This window comes from Clostridium sp. K13 (genome assembly GCF_019734195.1).
GTDB lineage: Bacteria > Bacillota > Clostridia > Clostridiales > Clostridiaceae > Clostridium.
In genome coordinates this window covers 1-16768 of sequence record NZ_JAASHM010000020.1, presented here as the reverse complement: position 1 = coordinate 16768, position 16768 = coordinate 1, and the positions used below count along the sequence as shown (strand labels likewise).

Annotated in this window: 17 protein-coding genes and 1 other RNA gene; 4 read left to right on the top strand and 14 right to left on the bottom strand. The window is 25.1% G+C overall.

Annotation, left to right across the window (positions count from 1 at the left end):
• Nucleotides 1-650: 650 nt before the first annotated feature.
• The 4 genes from ssrS to HCG76_RS11770 form a co-directional block, all read right to left on the bottom strand.
• Nucleotides 651-829: non-coding RNA, 6S RNA (ssrS, locus tag HCG76_RS11785), on the bottom strand.
• A 62-nt stretch (nucleotides 830-891) separates the two neighbouring features.
• Nucleotides 892-1293: a hypothetical protein gene (locus HCG76_RS11780; protein ID WP_221699053.1), complete on the bottom strand. Its 402-nt coding sequence runs from the start codon at nucleotides 1291-1293 to the stop codon at nucleotides 892-894.
• Nucleotides 1294-1310: 17 nt separating this feature from the next.
• Nucleotides 1311-1583 (bottom strand): DUF1292 domain-containing protein, encoded by a 273-nt coding sequence (locus HCG76_RS11775; protein ID WP_221699052.1) that lies wholly within the window; start codon nucleotides 1581-1583, stop codon nucleotides 1311-1313.
• A gap of 47 nt (nucleotides 1584-1630) precedes the next feature.
• Complete coding sequence (locus HCG76_RS11770; RefSeq protein WP_221699051.1) at nucleotides 1631-2146, bottom strand: SprT-like domain-containing protein; 516 nt, start codon at nucleotides 2144-2146, stop codon at nucleotides 1631-1633.
• Nucleotides 2147-2258: 112 nt separating this feature from the next.
• On the opposite strand from HCG76_RS11770, the gene HCG76_RS11765 reads away from it, so the two are divergent.
• Nucleotides 2259-2885 carry an NUDIX hydrolase gene (locus tag HCG76_RS11765; protein WP_221699050.1) on the top strand — a complete coding sequence of 209 codons (627 nt, stop codon included), beginning with the start codon at nucleotides 2259-2261 and terminating at the stop codon, nucleotides 2883-2885.
• A 30-nt stretch (nucleotides 2886-2915) separates the two neighbouring features.
• Here the strand turns inward: HCG76_RS11765 and HCG76_RS11760 are convergent, their stop codons facing one another.
• The 4 genes from HCG76_RS11760 to HCG76_RS11745 form a co-directional block, all read right to left on the bottom strand.
• On the bottom strand, nucleotides 2916-4595 hold the full coding sequence (locus HCG76_RS11760) for a cell shape-determining protein (protein WP_221699049.1): 1680 nt from the start codon (nucleotides 4593-4595) through the stop codon (nucleotides 2916-2918).
• Nucleotides 4596-4737: 142 nt separating this feature from the next.
• Complete coding sequence (locus HCG76_RS11755; protein ID WP_221699048.1) at nucleotides 4738-5907, bottom strand: clostripain-related cysteine peptidase; 1170 nt, start codon at nucleotides 5905-5907, stop codon at nucleotides 4738-4740.
• 761 nt (nucleotides 5908-6668) lie between these two features.
• Nucleotides 6669-7043, bottom strand: coding sequence for a hypothetical protein (locus HCG76_RS11750; protein ID WP_221699047.1), 375 nt, complete (start codon nucleotides 7041-7043; stop codon nucleotides 6669-6671).
• Complete coding sequence (locus tag HCG76_RS11745; protein WP_221699046.1) at nucleotides 6967-7164, bottom strand: hypothetical protein; 198 nt, start codon at nucleotides 7162-7164, stop codon at nucleotides 6967-6969. Before HCG76_RS11745 ends, HCG76_RS11750 begins: the two co-directional genes overlap by 77 nt.
• 156 nt (nucleotides 7165-7320) lie before the next feature.
• On the opposite strand from HCG76_RS11745, the gene HCG76_RS11740 reads away from it, so the two are divergent.
• Entirely contained in the window at nucleotides 7321-8073 is a 753-nt protein-coding gene (locus HCG76_RS11740; protein ID WP_221699193.1) for an aminotransferase class V-fold PLP-dependent enzyme, read from the top strand.
• A gap of 78 nt (nucleotides 8074-8151) precedes the next feature.
• Here HCG76_RS11740 and HCG76_RS11735 read toward each other — a convergent pair whose 3' ends face one another.
• The 4 genes from HCG76_RS11735 to HCG76_RS11720 all read right to left on the bottom strand — a co-directional run bounded on the left by HCG76_RS11735 (nucleotide 8152) and on the right by HCG76_RS11720 (nucleotide 13134).
• Complete coding sequence (locus tag HCG76_RS11735; protein ID WP_221699045.1) at nucleotides 8152-9882, bottom strand: hypothetical protein; 1731 nt, start codon at nucleotides 9880-9882, stop codon at nucleotides 8152-8154.
• Between the two features lie 62 nt (nucleotides 9883-9944).
• A complete protein-coding gene (locus HCG76_RS11730) occupies nucleotides 9945-10817 on the bottom strand; it encodes a hypothetical protein (protein ID WP_221699044.1) in 873 nt (290 codons plus the stop codon).
• A gap of 336 nt (nucleotides 10818-11153) precedes the next feature.
• Entirely contained in the window at nucleotides 11154-11888 is a 735-nt protein-coding gene (locus HCG76_RS11725) for a hypothetical protein (RefSeq protein ID WP_005214328.1), read from the bottom strand.
• A gap of 190 nt (nucleotides 11889-12078) precedes the next feature.
• On the bottom strand, nucleotides 12079-13134 hold the full coding sequence (locus HCG76_RS11720; protein WP_221699043.1) for an IS1595 family transposase: 1056 nt from the start codon (nucleotides 13132-13134) through the stop codon (nucleotides 12079-12081).
• Nucleotides 13135-13344: 210 nt separating this feature from the next.
• On the opposite strand from HCG76_RS11720, the gene HCG76_RS11715 reads away from it, so the two are divergent.
• Nucleotides 13345-13521 (top strand): hypothetical protein, encoded by a 177-nt coding sequence (locus HCG76_RS11715; protein WP_221699042.1) that lies wholly within the window; start codon nucleotides 13345-13347, stop codon nucleotides 13519-13521.
• Between the two features lie 272 nt (nucleotides 13522-13793).
• Nucleotides 13794-14261, top strand: a complete 468-nt coding sequence (locus tag HCG76_RS11710) for a hypothetical protein (protein ID WP_221699041.1) — start codon at nucleotides 13794-13796, stop codon at nucleotides 14259-14261.
• Nucleotides 14262-14359: 98 nt separating this feature from the next.
• Here the strand turns inward: HCG76_RS11710 and HCG76_RS11705 are convergent, their stop codons facing one another.
• Together HCG76_RS11705 and HCG76_RS11700 are read right to left on the bottom strand one after the other, a co-directional pair.
• Entirely contained in the window at nucleotides 14360-15340 is a 981-nt protein-coding gene (locus HCG76_RS11705; RefSeq protein WP_221699040.1) for a calcium/sodium antiporter, read from the bottom strand.
• A gap of 182 nt (nucleotides 15341-15522) precedes the next feature.
• Nucleotides 15523-16473, bottom strand: a complete 951-nt coding sequence (locus HCG76_RS11700; RefSeq protein ID WP_370778498.1) for a 3'-5' exonuclease — start codon at nucleotides 16471-16473, stop codon at nucleotides 15523-15525.
• Nucleotides 16474-16768: the final 295 nt, after the last annotated feature.

The following is a 16768-nucleotide window of genomic DNA, read 5'->3' as shown; positions in this document are numbered from 1 at the left end:
TACTTCCTCTCCTTTATATAAATATTTAAATATGTAAGTTTAACTTACAAAATTAATAATGACTTTAACTTTAAATCTTTATTTAATATTTTTAATTTTAGTTTAAGTTAGATCTATTAAGTTAAACTTTAGAATCTTACTTAATCTTATTTTACATTTATTTCTTTTATATATCAACTTTAAATATTTTATATTTCATTTTTTTGATAAATTCGCCAAAATACCTCCTTATATTTAAAATGATTCTATTATATATTATTTACAAAAGGACTCTTAAAGATACTTATGTTTCTTTAAGAGTCCTTTTGTATTTTTTTGTAATATCATATTATTTTACTTTTCTACCATATATGGTATAATAATCCATATAATGTTAATTAATGGCAAAAGGAGGTGTATTATGAATAAAAAAAGTCTTAAAAATAAAATTATTCTACAAAAGATAACTTTAAATTTACTTTTGAAATTTCTATCTCCTCGAAATAAATTCGTAATATACATATCGCAAAGTTTGGACGAGCATGTATGGCGATACCAAAATCTTATTTATAAAAAATATAAAAGAAAACATTTAAATAAATATTCAATTTCTAAATCTAAGGCTGCATGACATGAAAAAAACACCTCAAAATTGAGGTGTTTTATCCTAATTAATTCCCAACATGCCGGTCGCTTAAATATTCACACCTGCAACTCGCAGGTGGGTTCTGCTCAATTTGCTTCTGCCATCTTCTGATCTTATGAAGCCCGACATCCACAAACCTGTTGCAAATCCCGTAAATATAATGTAGGTTGAACATCATAAGCTAAGCGCACATCTCAGGATTTCATGCTTTTATTATATCAAATTAAATAAAAAGTTCAATAGTAATGTATGCCATTTTATAAAAATTATTTAGACACGTAATCCTTTACCGCTTCTTCTATTGATATATTGCTATCTTCTTCGGTAAATAGCGCCATAAATTGTACATAATCGCTAGTTTTTTCAGTCATTTGAATAGCCATCATTTCGCCTTCAATACCTAATTCTTCTACTATTTCTTCTATTATCTCTAAGACTTCATCGTTTGCAAAATCATAAAGATAAGGGAAGTAATATTCCTTATACCAATCTTTACTGTACTCTTCTAAACTGCTCTCCTCATTAGAATATGCTTTTGCTGCATCTAGTACATCTTTGTCAAAATCAAAATAAAAGTTTATTAAAACAAAATCATCATCTTTTTTTAATACTTCTATCTCTGATAATTCATTTTCATTTAATATTTTTATAATTTGTGATTCTTGCACTTTTTTTCTCCTTATAATTAATATAATAACTTATTATATTCTTTTTTTACTGCTATAAACTCTTTATCGTCTTCAACAAGGTTTAATTCTTGCTTTCCTTCTACTTCATCTATTCTAAATACGTAGATATCTTCGCTCTCTTTATCTTCCATTGGTGCTAATAATAGATATTCCTTCTCTTCTAAATAAATTCTAGCAACAGCTTCAAATTGAACCTTATTTCCATTTTCATCTAAGAAAGTCATTACTTGAGTTTCTTCATTTTGAACGTCTTTTATATCTTCACTCATTAATCTATTCTCCTTTTCTTCTAATGTTATACAATTATAAAAATTTACTATAAAAGCTTATCACAAAATAGCTTTTCATTACAACATTTAGATACATATAATCTTAATTTTCTTTCAGCTGCATCTTTTCTAATATGCATACATACAAGTTTTTTGCAATTACTACAATATATTTTATACTTATATTTAGATAAATCTTTTTCTGTTGTATTATTGTATTTAAATGTAGTACTACTAGATATACCACTTTTTATGCAGCAAGCTTTAAAAAACTTATTATGCCCATTATTAGCATTAGTTATAGTATTACAATAATAATGTAAATACTCATGAATTATAACTTCTTTAACTATATCTTCATTATATCTACCATTAATTAAATCCTCAGCAAACACAAATTTTAAAGGAACTATTTTATTATTATACTTTTTGTAAAAGAAAGCCCCCATTCTTTTTTTTGTTCTTTTAGATATTTCTATTTTTATATTACATGGGTAATTCCATTTTTCTGATATTTCATTTATAATTATCTTTATATCTGATATAGACCAAGTCTTATACATAATTTACTCCTAAATCGTAACTAATAAATTGCAATGTTTTCATTATAAATTGTTTTTTTAATTATGTATATTAGATTTTTTTTATTAATATAAATAATTAGGTGATTTTTTTATGATTGATAATATAAATAATATTTTTTCAAATTATACTCCTTATATCAATGGATGGGAAAGCTTTAAAAGAGCTTCTGTTACTATTCCTCTTGTTAATTATAATAACTCTTTACACATTCTTTTTGAGGTTAGAGCTAAAACATTACGTAATCAACCAAATGAAGTTTGTTTTCCAGGAGGTAAAATAGAAGAAGATGAAAGCCCACTTACTACAGCTATAAGAGAAACTTGTGAAGAAATAGGTATATGTGAAGATAATGTTACAGTTATATCTCCACTAGATATTTTTATTTCTCCATATAATACTCTTATCCATCCTTATTTGATTTTTATTAATGATATTAGCTCTCTTAAAATTAATACTGATGAAGTTCAAGAAGTATTTTTTGTACCACTAGATTACTTACTAAATACAAATGTAGATACTTTTATTAATAAAGTTAATATTACTCCTACTGATAATTTTCCTTATGACTTAATTCCTCAAAAACATGATTATAAATTCTCCACTGGTTCTTATGAAGTTCCATTTTATATTTATAATGATTATGTTATTTGGGGAATTACTGCTAAAATTCTGCTTAGCTTTTTATCTTATTTAAAGAAAAAAAACTACCACTTTTAATTTGTGGTAGTTTTTTAATCTTTACTATTATTAATTTGTATCTGCAGTTCCTTCTTCTGTAGGTACTGTAGTTTCAGTTGTTTCAGTTTGTTCTTCTGAATTTGCATTATCTGTAGATTTATTTTCTAAAGATAAGTTTTCAAAAGAGTTTGTTATAATGTATTGTCCATCTCCTACTTTTATGAACTTAAGTGAAACAGTATCTCCAACATTAGTTAATGCCACTTCTCTTGAAGTTTCTGTAGATACAGAGAAGAAACTTTCTTCACCTTTTATCTTAATATCATAAATACTTGAACCTTCTTTAACAACTAAACCAATTCTTTCTACTTCTCCAACTAATGATTCCTCACTATTACTTCCTTCTAATGAAATATTTGTGTTAGTTAAAGCTTCTAGATATCTATTTAATGTTGATTGAAGAGTATCTCCAACTGCAACAGTATTATAGTTTTTAACGTTAACCATAGCATATTGTTTAACAAGTCCATTAGAATCCTTTAATGTCATAAAGTATGTTGGTTCTGATTGTATATTTATTAAATATGGGAATGTAGCAATATATCCATATTGTTGAACTTTACCTTGAGCTGATTTCATACTTGCCTCTTCAGTAGCACCTGAAGTCTTGTACATTGTTGTTTCACCAGTTCTAGTATTAGTTAACATAAATCCAACTAAACCTTCATCATTACCTACAGAAGTTATTCCTGTATAATAATAACATGACTCATCATTGAAAATTATATTCATTCCTTGAGTTGGTTTTAATTTATCTTTATCACTAAAGTTTAAGATACCATGAACTAACTCTCCCCATTTATTTAAGTAATTATTTATATAATTTACAGGCTGAATTCTATCAACCCATGTTGGTGTATTTTCTATATCATAGATATTAGTTTCACCTGTTTGTGCATTTATTATTTCTGTTCCTATTGCTTTTTGTTCTGTTATTCCAATGGCATTATCATATCTAGTAATTACCCAGTAAGGATTTCCTTCGTCATCTAATTCAAAAGTATAATCAGTATGTCCAGCTTTCATATCTTTAAAGTAAGCATGTCTATCTAAATCACTAAAAAGATAAGCTGATGGAATATATTTTAAACGGATCTCTTCTCCATTTAATTCTGTAACTAATTGTACATCATTTTGATTAGTTGCACTAACCTTTATATATCCCTTTGTTCCATCACTATTAGTAAACCATTTAAAGAATGATGAATGTTCTAATGGACCTACATAATATAATTCTCCATTTACACTTTGCAGGGATAAATCCCCTATTGTTACCTGGCTACCTAAGCTTGGTATTTCCCCTAACTTTTTATCTGCTAGCTTATAAGCTAACTCTTTATCAATAATAGGTAATTGTTTTAAATCCATATGTTCAATTTGACTTGAAAATTCTATTTCTTCTACATTTCCTATTAAATTTCTATGAGTACTTGGCATAAATATTGGACTAAAAGCTACTAATGCTACAACATATAATACTCCAACAGCAACTCCACTAGTTATATATTTTTTATTTAGTGTCATTGCTCCATATGCTACTGTACATAATACAAATGGTCCCACTAAAATAAATGCACTTAGTGAAACATCTAAAATAAGCTTACTATTAAATGCTAATAATAATCCTATTGCTAAATAACTCCCTATTAACCACTTTAAATATTGTTTAAAATTACTTTGAAATCTCATTTTTATCCCTCCATAATACTAATTATAAAGGCATATTTAATTGAATTCAATACTTTTTTTAAAGTTTTATACTATTCTATAATAAGTTATTTAATAACCTATTAATAATATTTAAAAATTTTGTTAATTTTTTTATTATATTTTAATAAATACTCCATTTATTAAACTCATATATTTTATTTGCTATATTTTTAATACTTTTTTCATCTATGTTATCCCCATTAAAATTTCTTATAAATAATTCTATATCTCTCAAATCTAAAACCTCTTGCTCTAAATCTGATTGCTTAATATTAGGCTTATCATTTACAGTTTTTTTTGCAATTACATTAGTACAATAGTTATTTTTGGTGAATGATAATTTATAATAAAATCTAGTAAATGAATCTATATCTACTATTTGATATTTGTTATAAAACATTAAATGTAATAAGGACTTTCTTCCTTCATGGTTATTTTGAGCTATGACTAATTGATGAACTACCTTATCTATTTTTTGATGAAGATCATTATATAATTTTATTTCCTTATCAGTAGCTCTTTTATCATTTATTAATAACCAGTAAAATGACAGCTTATTACTTAACTTTTTTATTTTTTCTAACTTCCCATGCTTTACTTCTGATATTACAATATTGTTTATACTATTTTCAGTAATATCCCTTAAAATATCTTCACTATTTCTATCATCTAATTTTGGTATTATCTCTTTATATTCCATGCCCTCAAGTGGTCCATTATTTATATATGTCATTAAATATTTCACCGTATTATTTTTATTTTTTCCTAACTCATATAATAATTCAACAGTATTCATATTACATATATCTAATGACAATATATCTATTTTTATGTTTAAATCTTGTTTTATTTTGTTTATTGCAAAACACATTTCATACATTCCCATAATATATGGTTTATCTCCACATAAATCTGATAAACTTGCTACTATAAAGCCATGTCCTGAAATAATTAACATATATCTTTCTGCAGGATAATTATTTATTGACCATTCTATAAAGTTATATAAGATTTTATAATCTGCCATGTTTAGGTATGAATATTCTTCTTGTAACTTTGCTTCTCCATCAATTATTGAATATCTTCTTGTACCTATCCATTTTTCTTTATATTCTACATTTTCTTGTCTTATTAAATTAACTATTTCAATGGGAGCTTTACTTAATTGTATAACTATATTTATATCATTATTTTTAACTTTACAAACTTCTTTAAATGTATCTTCCATCTCAATTCCTAACTCATTATTTCCATTCAGATACATTATCACTGTCCACTTTTTCTTTCCCATAGATAATCCCACTCCTAATAGCAAATAACATTTATCATTTATACTTATGATTATATAAGGTTATAATAGACTAAATTATTTAAATATATCTTTTTAATAAGTATAAAAAAACTGTAACATTAAAACAAAATACAACATGTATAAAAACTTTATTAAATACATTGAATATGAAGCTGCTCCTTCGCTATCTATTATTTCTACAACAAAAGAATCAGTTCCAACAAAACCGACCTTAGGTGTATAAATTTTTTTACATTTAAATAATAATTCTCCCCATTTGGCTGAGTATACTGCGCATCTTGTGTAGTTATTTTATTAGAAGTTGATCCTACTATAAACTTTATTGGATCGCTTACATTATCAACTCCTACTTGATAAGATCCTGCCAAAATAAGATCTGCATATTCAATTTTACTTCCTGCTGGCAAATTTAAATATGCAAATGAACCATTTCCATTATTAGCTACAACTATATTTTTAGTAACATTTCACTAAATTAATTTACAATAATATCTTTATTTAGGCCTACAAGAGTTAATGTATTAACTGGTAAACCTATTGATATACCTACTTGTGATAATCCAATTGAACCATGTGAAGATTTCAATAGCATTCCCTTCCCTTATGAATCTTTTGATTTTACATGTGAACGACATTGTAAATAATTGAATAATATAAAAGGATCAGTATTTTATACTAATCCTTTTATTATTTTATATTAATATTTAATATAGTACTTTTATTTAAAATAGTATTTTCTCCTAGTCACAATCAGGTATTTCTCTTGCTGAAACAGTATATTCCACTAAATTTACTGTTGGATTTGGTCTAAGTCCAGTAACAGTAGATGTTACAACAATAGTATAATTTACTGTATTTTCAGTTACTGCTAAAACTGGATAACCTATATATTGAAGTACTTGTTTCCATGTTTCTATCACTGTTACAGGAGCATCACCAATATTTGCTGGATAATAGTGGTGTCTAATTAATGGTTGTGTTGTATATATTGGTGTTCCTGTAGCTGTTGTTCCTTGATAAATTGAAATTGTTGTTGTATCAACATAACTTCCTGCAACTGCCCCACCAGGTATACTTGCTGTATAAGTTAAAGTAAATAACCCATGAATTTTCAACAGCATCCTTTTTACAAGTTAAATTTAAAGATAAACCTCCTGGTATTGTAACTGGACTAGGTAAATTTGCTGAAGTAGTTACTATATAATCATTAGCTGTTGGTCTTAAACATAATGCCATTTGTTTTTCTTCTTCCTTAATTGTCCTTTAGTAAATCTAATCTTAATAATATAATATGAAGCCTATATATACTTGTTACTATTTAATTTTGTTAAAATACTTATATTCTTTACTTTAATCCCAACGAATAAAAAATGCTAATTAAGTCTCTCTGATATTAAAAACTCAGTTAAAAGTAATACAAAAGCTATAATTGTTAATCACGGCTCAAATGTATTAGGAACAGTACAAGATATTGAAACAATAGGAGCTTTATCAAAATCTCTAGGCTTAATATTTATTGTTGATGCTGCTCAAACAGCTGGATATTGTGATATAGATGTTAAAAAAATGAACATTGATTTACTTGCCTTTCCTGGACATAAGTCTCTTTTAGGCTTACAAGGTACTGGTGGTCTATATATTTCAGATAACATAAATTTATCAACACTTAAAGAGGGGGGAACTGGTAGTAATTCTGAATCAATGATACAACCAGATTTTTATCCTGACAAAATGGAAAGCGGAACTTTAAATGCTCCAGGAATAGTTGGATTAAATGAAGGTGTTAATTTTATATTAAATAAGGGTGTTAAAGAAATACGAAGCCACGAAACTGAAATCATGGAATATCTTACATGTGAGCTAAAAAAATTACCCTATATAAAACTATACGGAGAAACTAATGCCTCTATAAAAACTCCAGTTTTATCTTTAAACATGGATAGATTCGACAGTTCTGAAATAGGAGAATTCTTAAATAATAAAGGCATTTATTTAAGGACTAGCTATCATTGTGCTCCACTTATTCACAAGATTATAGGAACTGAAGGTAAGGGAACAGTCCGTGTAAGCCATGGATATTTCAATACCTTTAACGATATTGAAGCTTTAATAAACACACTAATTAATATATATAATTTTTCTTAAATAAAAAAGACTACTTTTATTTAGTAACCATTGTCTAATAAACATTGGTAAATAAATAATTTGTAGTCTTTTTTTACTTTATTCTCCTGTTTTAAATAATTTCTTTATAAATGAATCATTATTACTTTTATCCTCTAAAAAAGCAACTTCTTGTTTTAAAGAATTAATTTCATTATTATTATCATCTATTATATCATTTAAAACCTCAATATTGCTTTTCAAACTATTAATTTCATTTAAATATGATGATTTTTCTAAATTAAGCTTTTTATATTCTTCTTGTAATCTTAAAATTTCGTTGTTTAATCTTGAAATTTCTACTTTTTTATTTTCACTTATTTCTTTTATATTTTTATCTTTTTCATTAATAATATTGATATAATTACTTTTTTCTTCTTCCTTTTTAGTTACTATTTCTTTAAGCCTTATTAATTCTGGATCTGCAACTTTTTCTTCCTTTTTATTTAAACTTCTTGTTAATTCATCAATTTTTACTCGATATTCTCCTACAGAAGCCTTGTTTTGAGCTAAAACATTTTGTAAATTATTTATTTGGTAGCTTTTTTGATTTAACTGTGTATTTAAATAATTTATATTTTCCATTAGCTTTTTCTTTTCTTCATCTGCAATTATAAACTTTTCTGTTAAATTATTAATAATTATTTCATATCCTTTTATTTTAGATAAAAAAGCTTTTAGATATTCCTTATCAGCCATTTCATCGTTTATATTAAACTTAATTATATTTTCATTTAAATCTTCATCTGTTATAACTGCATTATTAATAAATTCAGGCAAATTTATATTAGCTTTATATTTTTCAATTGTAATATTCTTAATAAAATTACTATCTGTATATATATCTCCATAATCAGATTTTATAATTAACATGCTATTTTTTAATATATCCTTATCACAGGAATAACTATATTTTTTATAATAATTTATATTATTTAATTTTATATCATCTATAAATTTAATTTCTCCATTCATTTCTAATTCTTTTATTTTTAAAACATCACCAATTAAATATATTAAATACATCTTATTATCTTCTGAAATATAAATATCACTTAATTCAACATTTGGTTCTGCTTCTTGAATATTTTTATTTTCAATATTTTCTTTGCCTATTCCACACACAATATTTGCTCTTCTGTAAGTAGTAAAAGTATATGAATATGCTATAGTATCTCGCTTAACTACAAAATCAAAATTATTTATTGGATAATTACATTTATCTAGCTCTTTAAAGCTTGACCAACTATTTCTTTTAATATCATAAACCCTATATCCAATACAATTAGGATATCCTATTTTTACATAACATATAGCTAATTCATTATCACTTGCACTTATTATATATGGAACTTCACGCTTTGTATCAATACCATCTATTATTACAGTAGGTGTTAATATAAGTTTATTACTTAAAATTCTAAAACAAATTGTACTTATAGTATTAACTTCATTAATATAAAAAATATTTAAGGAATTATTAACTGAAGCAATTTGCATATAATTATTTTGAGATACTGACCTTGTTAAAACCATACTACTATCTAAAGTATCATCTGAAAAATTACTTAAAAATAATTCTCCTTTTAAATTAATATATATAAGAGAAATATTTTCATCTTTACTTAAAATTACAGAGTTTAATATTTTACACTTATCTATTATAACTCTTTCCTCAATTAATTTATGTTCTTCATATTTAGCTAAGTATATTTTATTATCTTTTTTGTAAAAATTTAATAAATTATTCTTTAGTTCTATCCAGAAATTCTCCTCTTCATGATAATCCATCATATTCCCCCATGATATTACTACTATAGCTTATAAATATTCAATTTTTAAAAATATATAACTTATCTTTGATTCAATAAATTATATATAATTTTATCCTTTTCATTAATTATATTATTTAATTCTCTTATTTTAATTAAATAATCTTCACACCTATCATTATATAGTTCTTGAATCTTTATCATATTATTTATATTATCTAATTTATTATTTAAGTTATTTTCATAAAATAATAACTCTAATAATTTATAATTATTTTCTTTTAGTTTATAACTATCTCTATTTTTTATTAAATTATATACTATATTACGTTTAATATAGGTGTTTATTTTTTGTGCCTTATTATCAATAACCTTTATTATATTTACATTCATACTATTAATATTTTTTCCAGAATAATTTATACTCCAATTGCTTAAATCTGAAGATTTAGCATTTATAATATATTTATTATTTTTCCCAACTAAATATATGCTTCCCATATAAACAGAAATACTAGGCTCTATTATATTATCTGGAATATTATCTAAACTTTTCTCTTCATTTATATATTTAATTTTATCTTTTATATCAAGATACCTATATTTAAAATATACATTACTATTAATTTTTTTATTATAAAAAAGAACTGGTCTATTTTCATATTTAATAATAGAAGCATTAGATGTATTAGGTAATAAAAAATTATCTTCTGCAATATTTTCTAACAAATTATATAATACATATTCCTCACATTCATTTTTTTCTGAAATTAACACCATTGCTTTATCATCTTCTGAATAAATAGAAAATGGACTTATCTTACTATTTAAAGTGTTATCAGAAATAATATTAAAATTATTTTCTATACTTACATTACTGTTAAATATAAAAGATTTATCATTATTCCATGCCCTAAATATTAAATTTATTTGTTCCTTATTTTTAATTATCATATTTAAAGAATCTATCTTATTAACATATTTTTGTATATCTAAAGCTAAATGCTTATTAATGTTTCTTTTTCTATAAATACATTATATAAATTTTCATTGTAATTGAGTAATTTCAAAGACCTTATCATAACATCACCCAAACTATACTATATATTAAAAATATGATTAATTTAAAAGGCTTTGTTTTAAAATAATGTTGAAATAAGTATAATATAAAGGGATGTCCATCGGACATCCCTTTAAATCGCAATAGTTTAAAATTGTTCCTCATATCTACTAAATAAATTAGAGTATATTATAAAAAATAGAACCCTTGATAATATATTCTAATTATCTTTAATAGTAATCATTGTTTTCAGCAAGTATTTCTGGAGGAATTTCATTATTATAAATTTTTTTCATCAATAGAGAGTTTATTGATTTATTATATATATAAGTGGCTTCATCCCTTGCAGTTAAAAATCCTACAATCCTGATATTATATTGTATATTTTTGTTAATAACCTTAATTTCTTCTGGTTTTGAGAATAATACACCCATAGAGCCAAATGATAAAGTAAAACCTAAAGATATAATTACTGGAGTTAGAATTATAATATTTTTTAAGGCTACTACTTTACCGCTATTCTTCTTAATGCTTTCCTGGATGATTTTTATACTTATTATAAACAATAAAAGTATTGCTGAGATTAAATTAGCAAAACTAATTATAAGAATTATATATGAAACTGTTCCTTTAAAATAAATGTTATTATTCATAAATATATTTTCAATTATTATAAAAATTAAAGTTAATATATAGATACTTATTGTAATTCCTATATATATTTTTAAAAATAGATTAAATTTTAATGATAAATATTTATATATTTTAAACAAGATAAAACCTATAGTACATAAACATAGATTAATTAAAATCATATAAATTAGGTTTACTTTATATATATTTGTTATATTACAAATTATTTTCAATAGTGGTGATAATATCAATAAAAATCCCCAAGTTAAAACTGCAAATAGCATTTTTATATCTATTTCTTCGATTTCATATTTTTCTAATTTCTTTTTCATAGTTTCTCAACACTACCTCCATTTACTTTTACGAATAGTAATTTAATTCTTCTTTATTAGAGCTAATTAGCGAAAGTATTTTTTACTATTCTTAACCAGGTAACTTTTGGTCACAATATTTAACGATTGTTCATCAATCATTATATTAATTGTACACCAAAAACAGTAAAATTAAAATAAATTTTACCTTTTATACATATATTGGTCTTCTAATCTTAAAATCCTTTATTAAAGATACAGAATGTGTTGAATTAGCATGAACAAAGAATTTTTTAGGCTTATTTCTTTCCATTTCTGTTTTAAATAATTGGCTCCATTTATACCAGAATAAATAGTTAGTTAGGTATTTTGTTGAAACTCCATTGAATTTATTTATCCATCTTTTTAAACTGCTATGAAAGGCATTAACTCTTTGAATATTATAAATATCCACAGTTTTTCTTCCACCCCTAATTTGATGTAATTCAAAATTACGTTGAGCTGCAAAGGGGATATAGCTCCTATGCTTATCAGTACATAATATAGAATTCTCTTCAACAACATCTGATAGAGCCCTATTTATATCAGTATATTTAGGTCTACCATCACATATTAAACCAGTATAAATATTTCCTAATCTATCTACACCACACAACACACAGGCAAATTCCTTTGATATACCCCTTATATTTATTTCTTTGCCACGCTTTCTTGGTTCTCTTGGCATAGTAAAATTAGAACTTTTACTGTGATTACCTTTATAGCTAATAGCAAAGTAGGTTTCGTCCAATTCAATAACACCTTCAAGAGAGCCATAACCAATAAACTTCCTAATTGCGTCTATAATTTTATGTCTCCAAAAGAAAGCTGTTGCAATATTAATTTCAACTATTTCAGCACATTGCCTAATAGTATTGCCATTTACCATACATTGAGCATATAGTAACCATTTATCTATTCCCTTTTTGCTACTTGAAACAGGAGACTTAGAAAAGTCATTGAAAGTTTTTCTACACTCAGGATTCTGACATTTATATCTTTGTTTAACACCATTTTTGCCATGATATTTTCCATACTTAGATATTTTGTTATGATTGCAAAAAGGACAGCATTTTCCCTTATTAAATCTATTTTCAGTGATTTCTTTATTTACAGAGTTAGTAATTCCATTTGACATCAATACAACTTTCAAGAATTCAAATACCTTACCTTGCTCATATGTATTTAATTGTGAAACTTGCTGAATAACATTATTAACTCTTGGCATAAAAAACCTCCTAAATAGTAGTCATATTGTATATTATAACCATATTTATAGAGGTTAATCAAATTTCCACAGTTTATTAAAACAAAGCCATTTAAAATAAATATTCATATTCAAATATTAAATCATTCTAAATGTTTTTTTAAAACTTTATATATCAACTCATATTATATTATTAGATTAATCGCTAATCTTTAACAAGGAGGATTATATATGTCACAAGACAATTTTAACGTATTACAACCTGAAGCACTTACAGATGAATGCTTAATTGCAAAAAAAATATACGGTCGTTGCAAACAACAAGATTGCTTAAAACCAACAGATCCTTATTTACCTAAACCACCATGTCATGATGGTATGTTACCACCTGAAACTCCTGATATATAAATATATCTTCAAGCTTTTATGGTGGTTCAGCCACTGGTACTGGCTTAAAAAATAGCACTGCAACAGGCGCTCTAGCTATTTTTGGAGCAGGAGTTACTATTTCTTATGGTCAACTTATAGTTTTTAATAACCTTGTACACGGAGTAAAAATCGTTGATGGAACATTTAGTACTAAAATAACTAATATAACAGTAAATCCACCTGGACAATTTTGTATTCCTGGATTTTATGATGTAACTGTTCAATATGAATTTGATTATAATTTAAATTTATTGGACGTTAATAATAATCCAATAATAGTTAATGAAAATGGTAATAATACAGCAACTGCTATACCTGCATACACAACTTATACTAAAACAATATCTTTAGAAGGTGGATGTGTTAATCCACATACTTCAATAGCTATAGGTGATAGCTGCTGTTGTCCTTGCAATATTGGATCACAACCTAAAAATGTACCATGTGCTTACGTACAAGCAATAGCTAATCCTTTAATAGAAAAGGTTGGTAAATATTTAACTGCTCCTGGTTCTACTACTTTCGAATATCATGCTGATGTAGTAATTGGTTTATTTACAATAATTGAATTATACAGAATCACTAGTATGACAGTAGCTTCTAGCGGACCTATAGAAGTTCCTCAATGTCAACCATCTGTAATTAATGATCCATGCGTTGGATTTAATCAATTATTATTCCCATACGATGATTTTGATCCACCATATAGAAAATGCTAATATTTTCTACAAACTCTTAATATATCTATTAAGTCTATATAACAGAAAATCTCTACGTGAAAGAAATTTACTTTTAATTTCTTCACGTAGAGACTTTTTTAATTTCTAATTATTATATATGCCATATAAAATACATAAAAGGCAACTAAAATAATACCTTCTTTTTTACCAAAGTTTTTTTCCTCTTTTTTATTAAAAAATATCATAATACCAATTATTAAAGTTACTATAATTAAAAATATAAAATCAAATAATAAATTATTAGATACAGCTATTGGACTTATAGCTGATGATAATCCTATAATTAATAAAATATTAAATATATTTGATCCTAATATATTTCCAAGTGCAATATCCTTTTCTCCTTTAAGCGCTGCTACTACTGATGTTACAAGTTCCGGAAGAGATGTTCCTATTGCTACTATAGTAAGTCCTACAAGCTTTTCACTCATTCCTAATGAAGTTGCAATATTAGTTGCTGAATCTACAACAACTTGTCCTCCGATAACAATTCCTGCTATCCCTATAATTAATTTTATTATACTTTTAAAGATACTTATTTCGCTAACTGATTCTACTGCTAACTCTTCTTGTATATTTTCACTTGATACCTTACCTCTTTTTACAGATAAAACCAAATAAGTTATGTATGAAATACATCCTATTAATAAAACAATTCCATCAAGTCTTGATATATAATTATCTCTTCCACCTAATATAGTTGTGAAAGTTAAAAATAAAAGTACTGTAGTTGCTAATATGTTTATAGTATAATCTCTTTTAACTTCAGATTTCTTTATTGTTAATGTCATTATTATAGTAGTAACTCCAAGAACAACTAGTGTATTAAAAAGATTTGATCCTAAAACATTTCCAACTGCTATCTCATTATTTCCTTTTATTGCTGAAATAGCACTTACTGCAAGTTCTGGTGCACTTGTTCCTAAAGATACTATTGTTAATCCAACTATAACTGAAGGTATTCCTAATCTTTTAGAAATATTAGAAGCACCACTAACAAAAATATCTGCTCCTTTGATTAATAGTACAAAACCTATGACTAGTAATATATAACTCATTTCCATCCTCCTATGCTTTTCTATAATTATTATATTTTTAGTATTAATATACAATAAAATTATTGTATCTCACTCTATATAATCTTACAAATTATTTTTATATTAATTTTAAATGAATATAAAGTAAGCTAATGATAATATTTGCATACTTCACTAACTTACTTTATTTAACTATTATATTTTTATGATATATCAAAATTTATATTTTTAGACAGCTTTTCTTCTGTAATTATAAACTCACTATGAAGAGCTCTTGTAAGTGCTACATAAAGAAGTCTTTGATTTAATATATTATCCGGATAATTCTTTTCTGTTGGATTATATATTATAGTTCCATCAAATTCTAAGCCTTTTGTTAAATATGCTGGTATTACTACTATATCTGTTTTAGGACTTTCTTTTTCATTTCCTTTAATTAAAGTAAATTCTAAATCAGTATGTTTTTTCAATTCCTTTTCTAAAAGCTTACCTTCATTATAAGTTTTTGTTATTACTGCAATACTATGCTTTCCTTTTGAATTAAGCCTTTTTACAATTTCCTCAATTAACCTTACAGATTCTCTTCTTGAAACTGACTTAATTACTTCTGGTTTATCTCCATGTCTTAATACAGGTTTTGCACTTTTTAATCCTAATCCTTGAGCATGTAAAGCTGAGTTTGCAAATTCAATTATTTCAACTGTTGAACGATAACTTTGGCTTAATGTTATAAATGTTGCCTTCCCATCAAATACGCCCTCCGTAATATCCTTCCAAGTTCTAATTCCCTTATAATGATAGATTCCTTGCGCTAAATCTCCAACTAATGTTAGAGAATTTCCCATAGATAAACTATTTATTAAATATATTTGGAATGGACTATAATCTTGAGCCTCATCTACTACTATATGCTTGTATTTTGATTTTTCATCTATTCCTTCTAACAACATATGTATATAGAAAAGTACTGGTAAATCATCTTCATCTATTATACCTTTTTCATGATTTTCTATTGCTTCATCTCTTATATATTCAGCTAATGCTTTAGGAATTCTATTTCCAGTTGAAATTTCAAAAACTTGATCATCTTTAAATAAGTTGATGTAAATATCACTGCAAGTTATTCCCCTCCAGTTTTTAAAGTACTCATTCATAACTTTTTTTGCATCATGCTTAATATATTCTTTAAGATTATCTCTTTCATTATATATTTCTCTTAATTTATGTCTTCTTATTTCACCATCTTCTAATTCTTTTTTTACTTCTCTAATTTTTATATCCCATTCTCTATCAATTTGAATAATAAGACTTTCTATTCTTTCTTTCAGTTTTAATGATAAATATCTTTTTATCTCATCTTTTCTTTTATTTATGGCTCTGTTTTAAATAGTGGTTGATATATGATACTTTTCTGAAAATAGGTTATAATATAGATATAATCAATTTTCG

What these genes read in the sequence shown, in the direction of transcription:
- HCG76_RS11735 (WP_221699045.1), bottom strand. Translation starts at nt 9,882, where the DNA reads ATGGATTATCATGAAGAGGAGAATTTCTGGATAGAACTAAAGAATAAT.
- HCG76_RS11775 (WP_221699052.1), bottom strand. Translation starts at nt 1,583, where the DNA reads ATGAGTGAAGATATAAAAGACGTTCAAAATGAAGAAACTCAAGTAATG.
- HCG76_RS11755 (WP_221699048.1), bottom strand. Translation starts at nt 5,907, where the DNA reads ATGGGAAAGAAAAAGTGGACAGTGATAATGTATCTGAATGGAAATAAT.
- HCG76_RS11720 (WP_221699043.1), bottom strand. Translation starts at nt 13,134, where the DNA reads ATGCCAAGAGTTAATAATGTTATTCAGCAAGTTTCACAATTAAATACA.
- HCG76_RS11760 (WP_221699049.1), bottom strand. Translation starts at nt 4,595, where the DNA reads ATGAGATTTCAAAGTAATTTTAAACAATATTTAAAGTGGTTAATAGGG.
- HCG76_RS11700 (WP_370778498.1), bottom strand. Translation starts at nt 16,473, where the DNA reads ATGAATGAGTACTTTAAAAACTGGAGGGGAATAACTTGCAGTGATATT.
- HCG76_RS11715 (WP_221699042.1), top strand. Translation starts at nt 13,345, where the DNA reads ATGTCACAAGACAATTTTAACGTATTACAACCTGAAGCACTTACAGAT.
- HCG76_RS11705 (WP_221699040.1), bottom strand. Translation starts at nt 15,340, where the DNA reads ATGAGTTATATATTACTAGTCATAGGTTTTGTACTATTAATCAAAGGA.
- HCG76_RS11745 (WP_221699046.1), bottom strand. Translation starts at nt 7,164, where the DNA reads ATGGCATTATGTTTAAGACCAACAGCTAATGATTATATAGTAACTACT.
- HCG76_RS11770 (WP_221699051.1), bottom strand. Translation starts at nt 2,146, where the DNA reads ATGTATAAGACTTGGTCTATATCAGATATAAAGATAATTATAAATGAA.
- HCG76_RS11725 (WP_005214328.1), bottom strand. Translation starts at nt 11,888, where the DNA reads ATGAAAAAGAAATTAGAAAAATATGAAATCGAAGAAATAGATATAAAA.
- HCG76_RS11765 (WP_221699050.1), top strand. Translation starts at nt 2,259, where the DNA reads ATGATTGATAATATAAATAATATTTTTTCAAATTATACTCCTTATATC.
- HCG76_RS11730 (WP_221699044.1), bottom strand. Translation starts at nt 10,817, where the DNA reads ATGATAATTAAAAATAAGGAACAAATAAATTTAATATTTAGGGCATGG.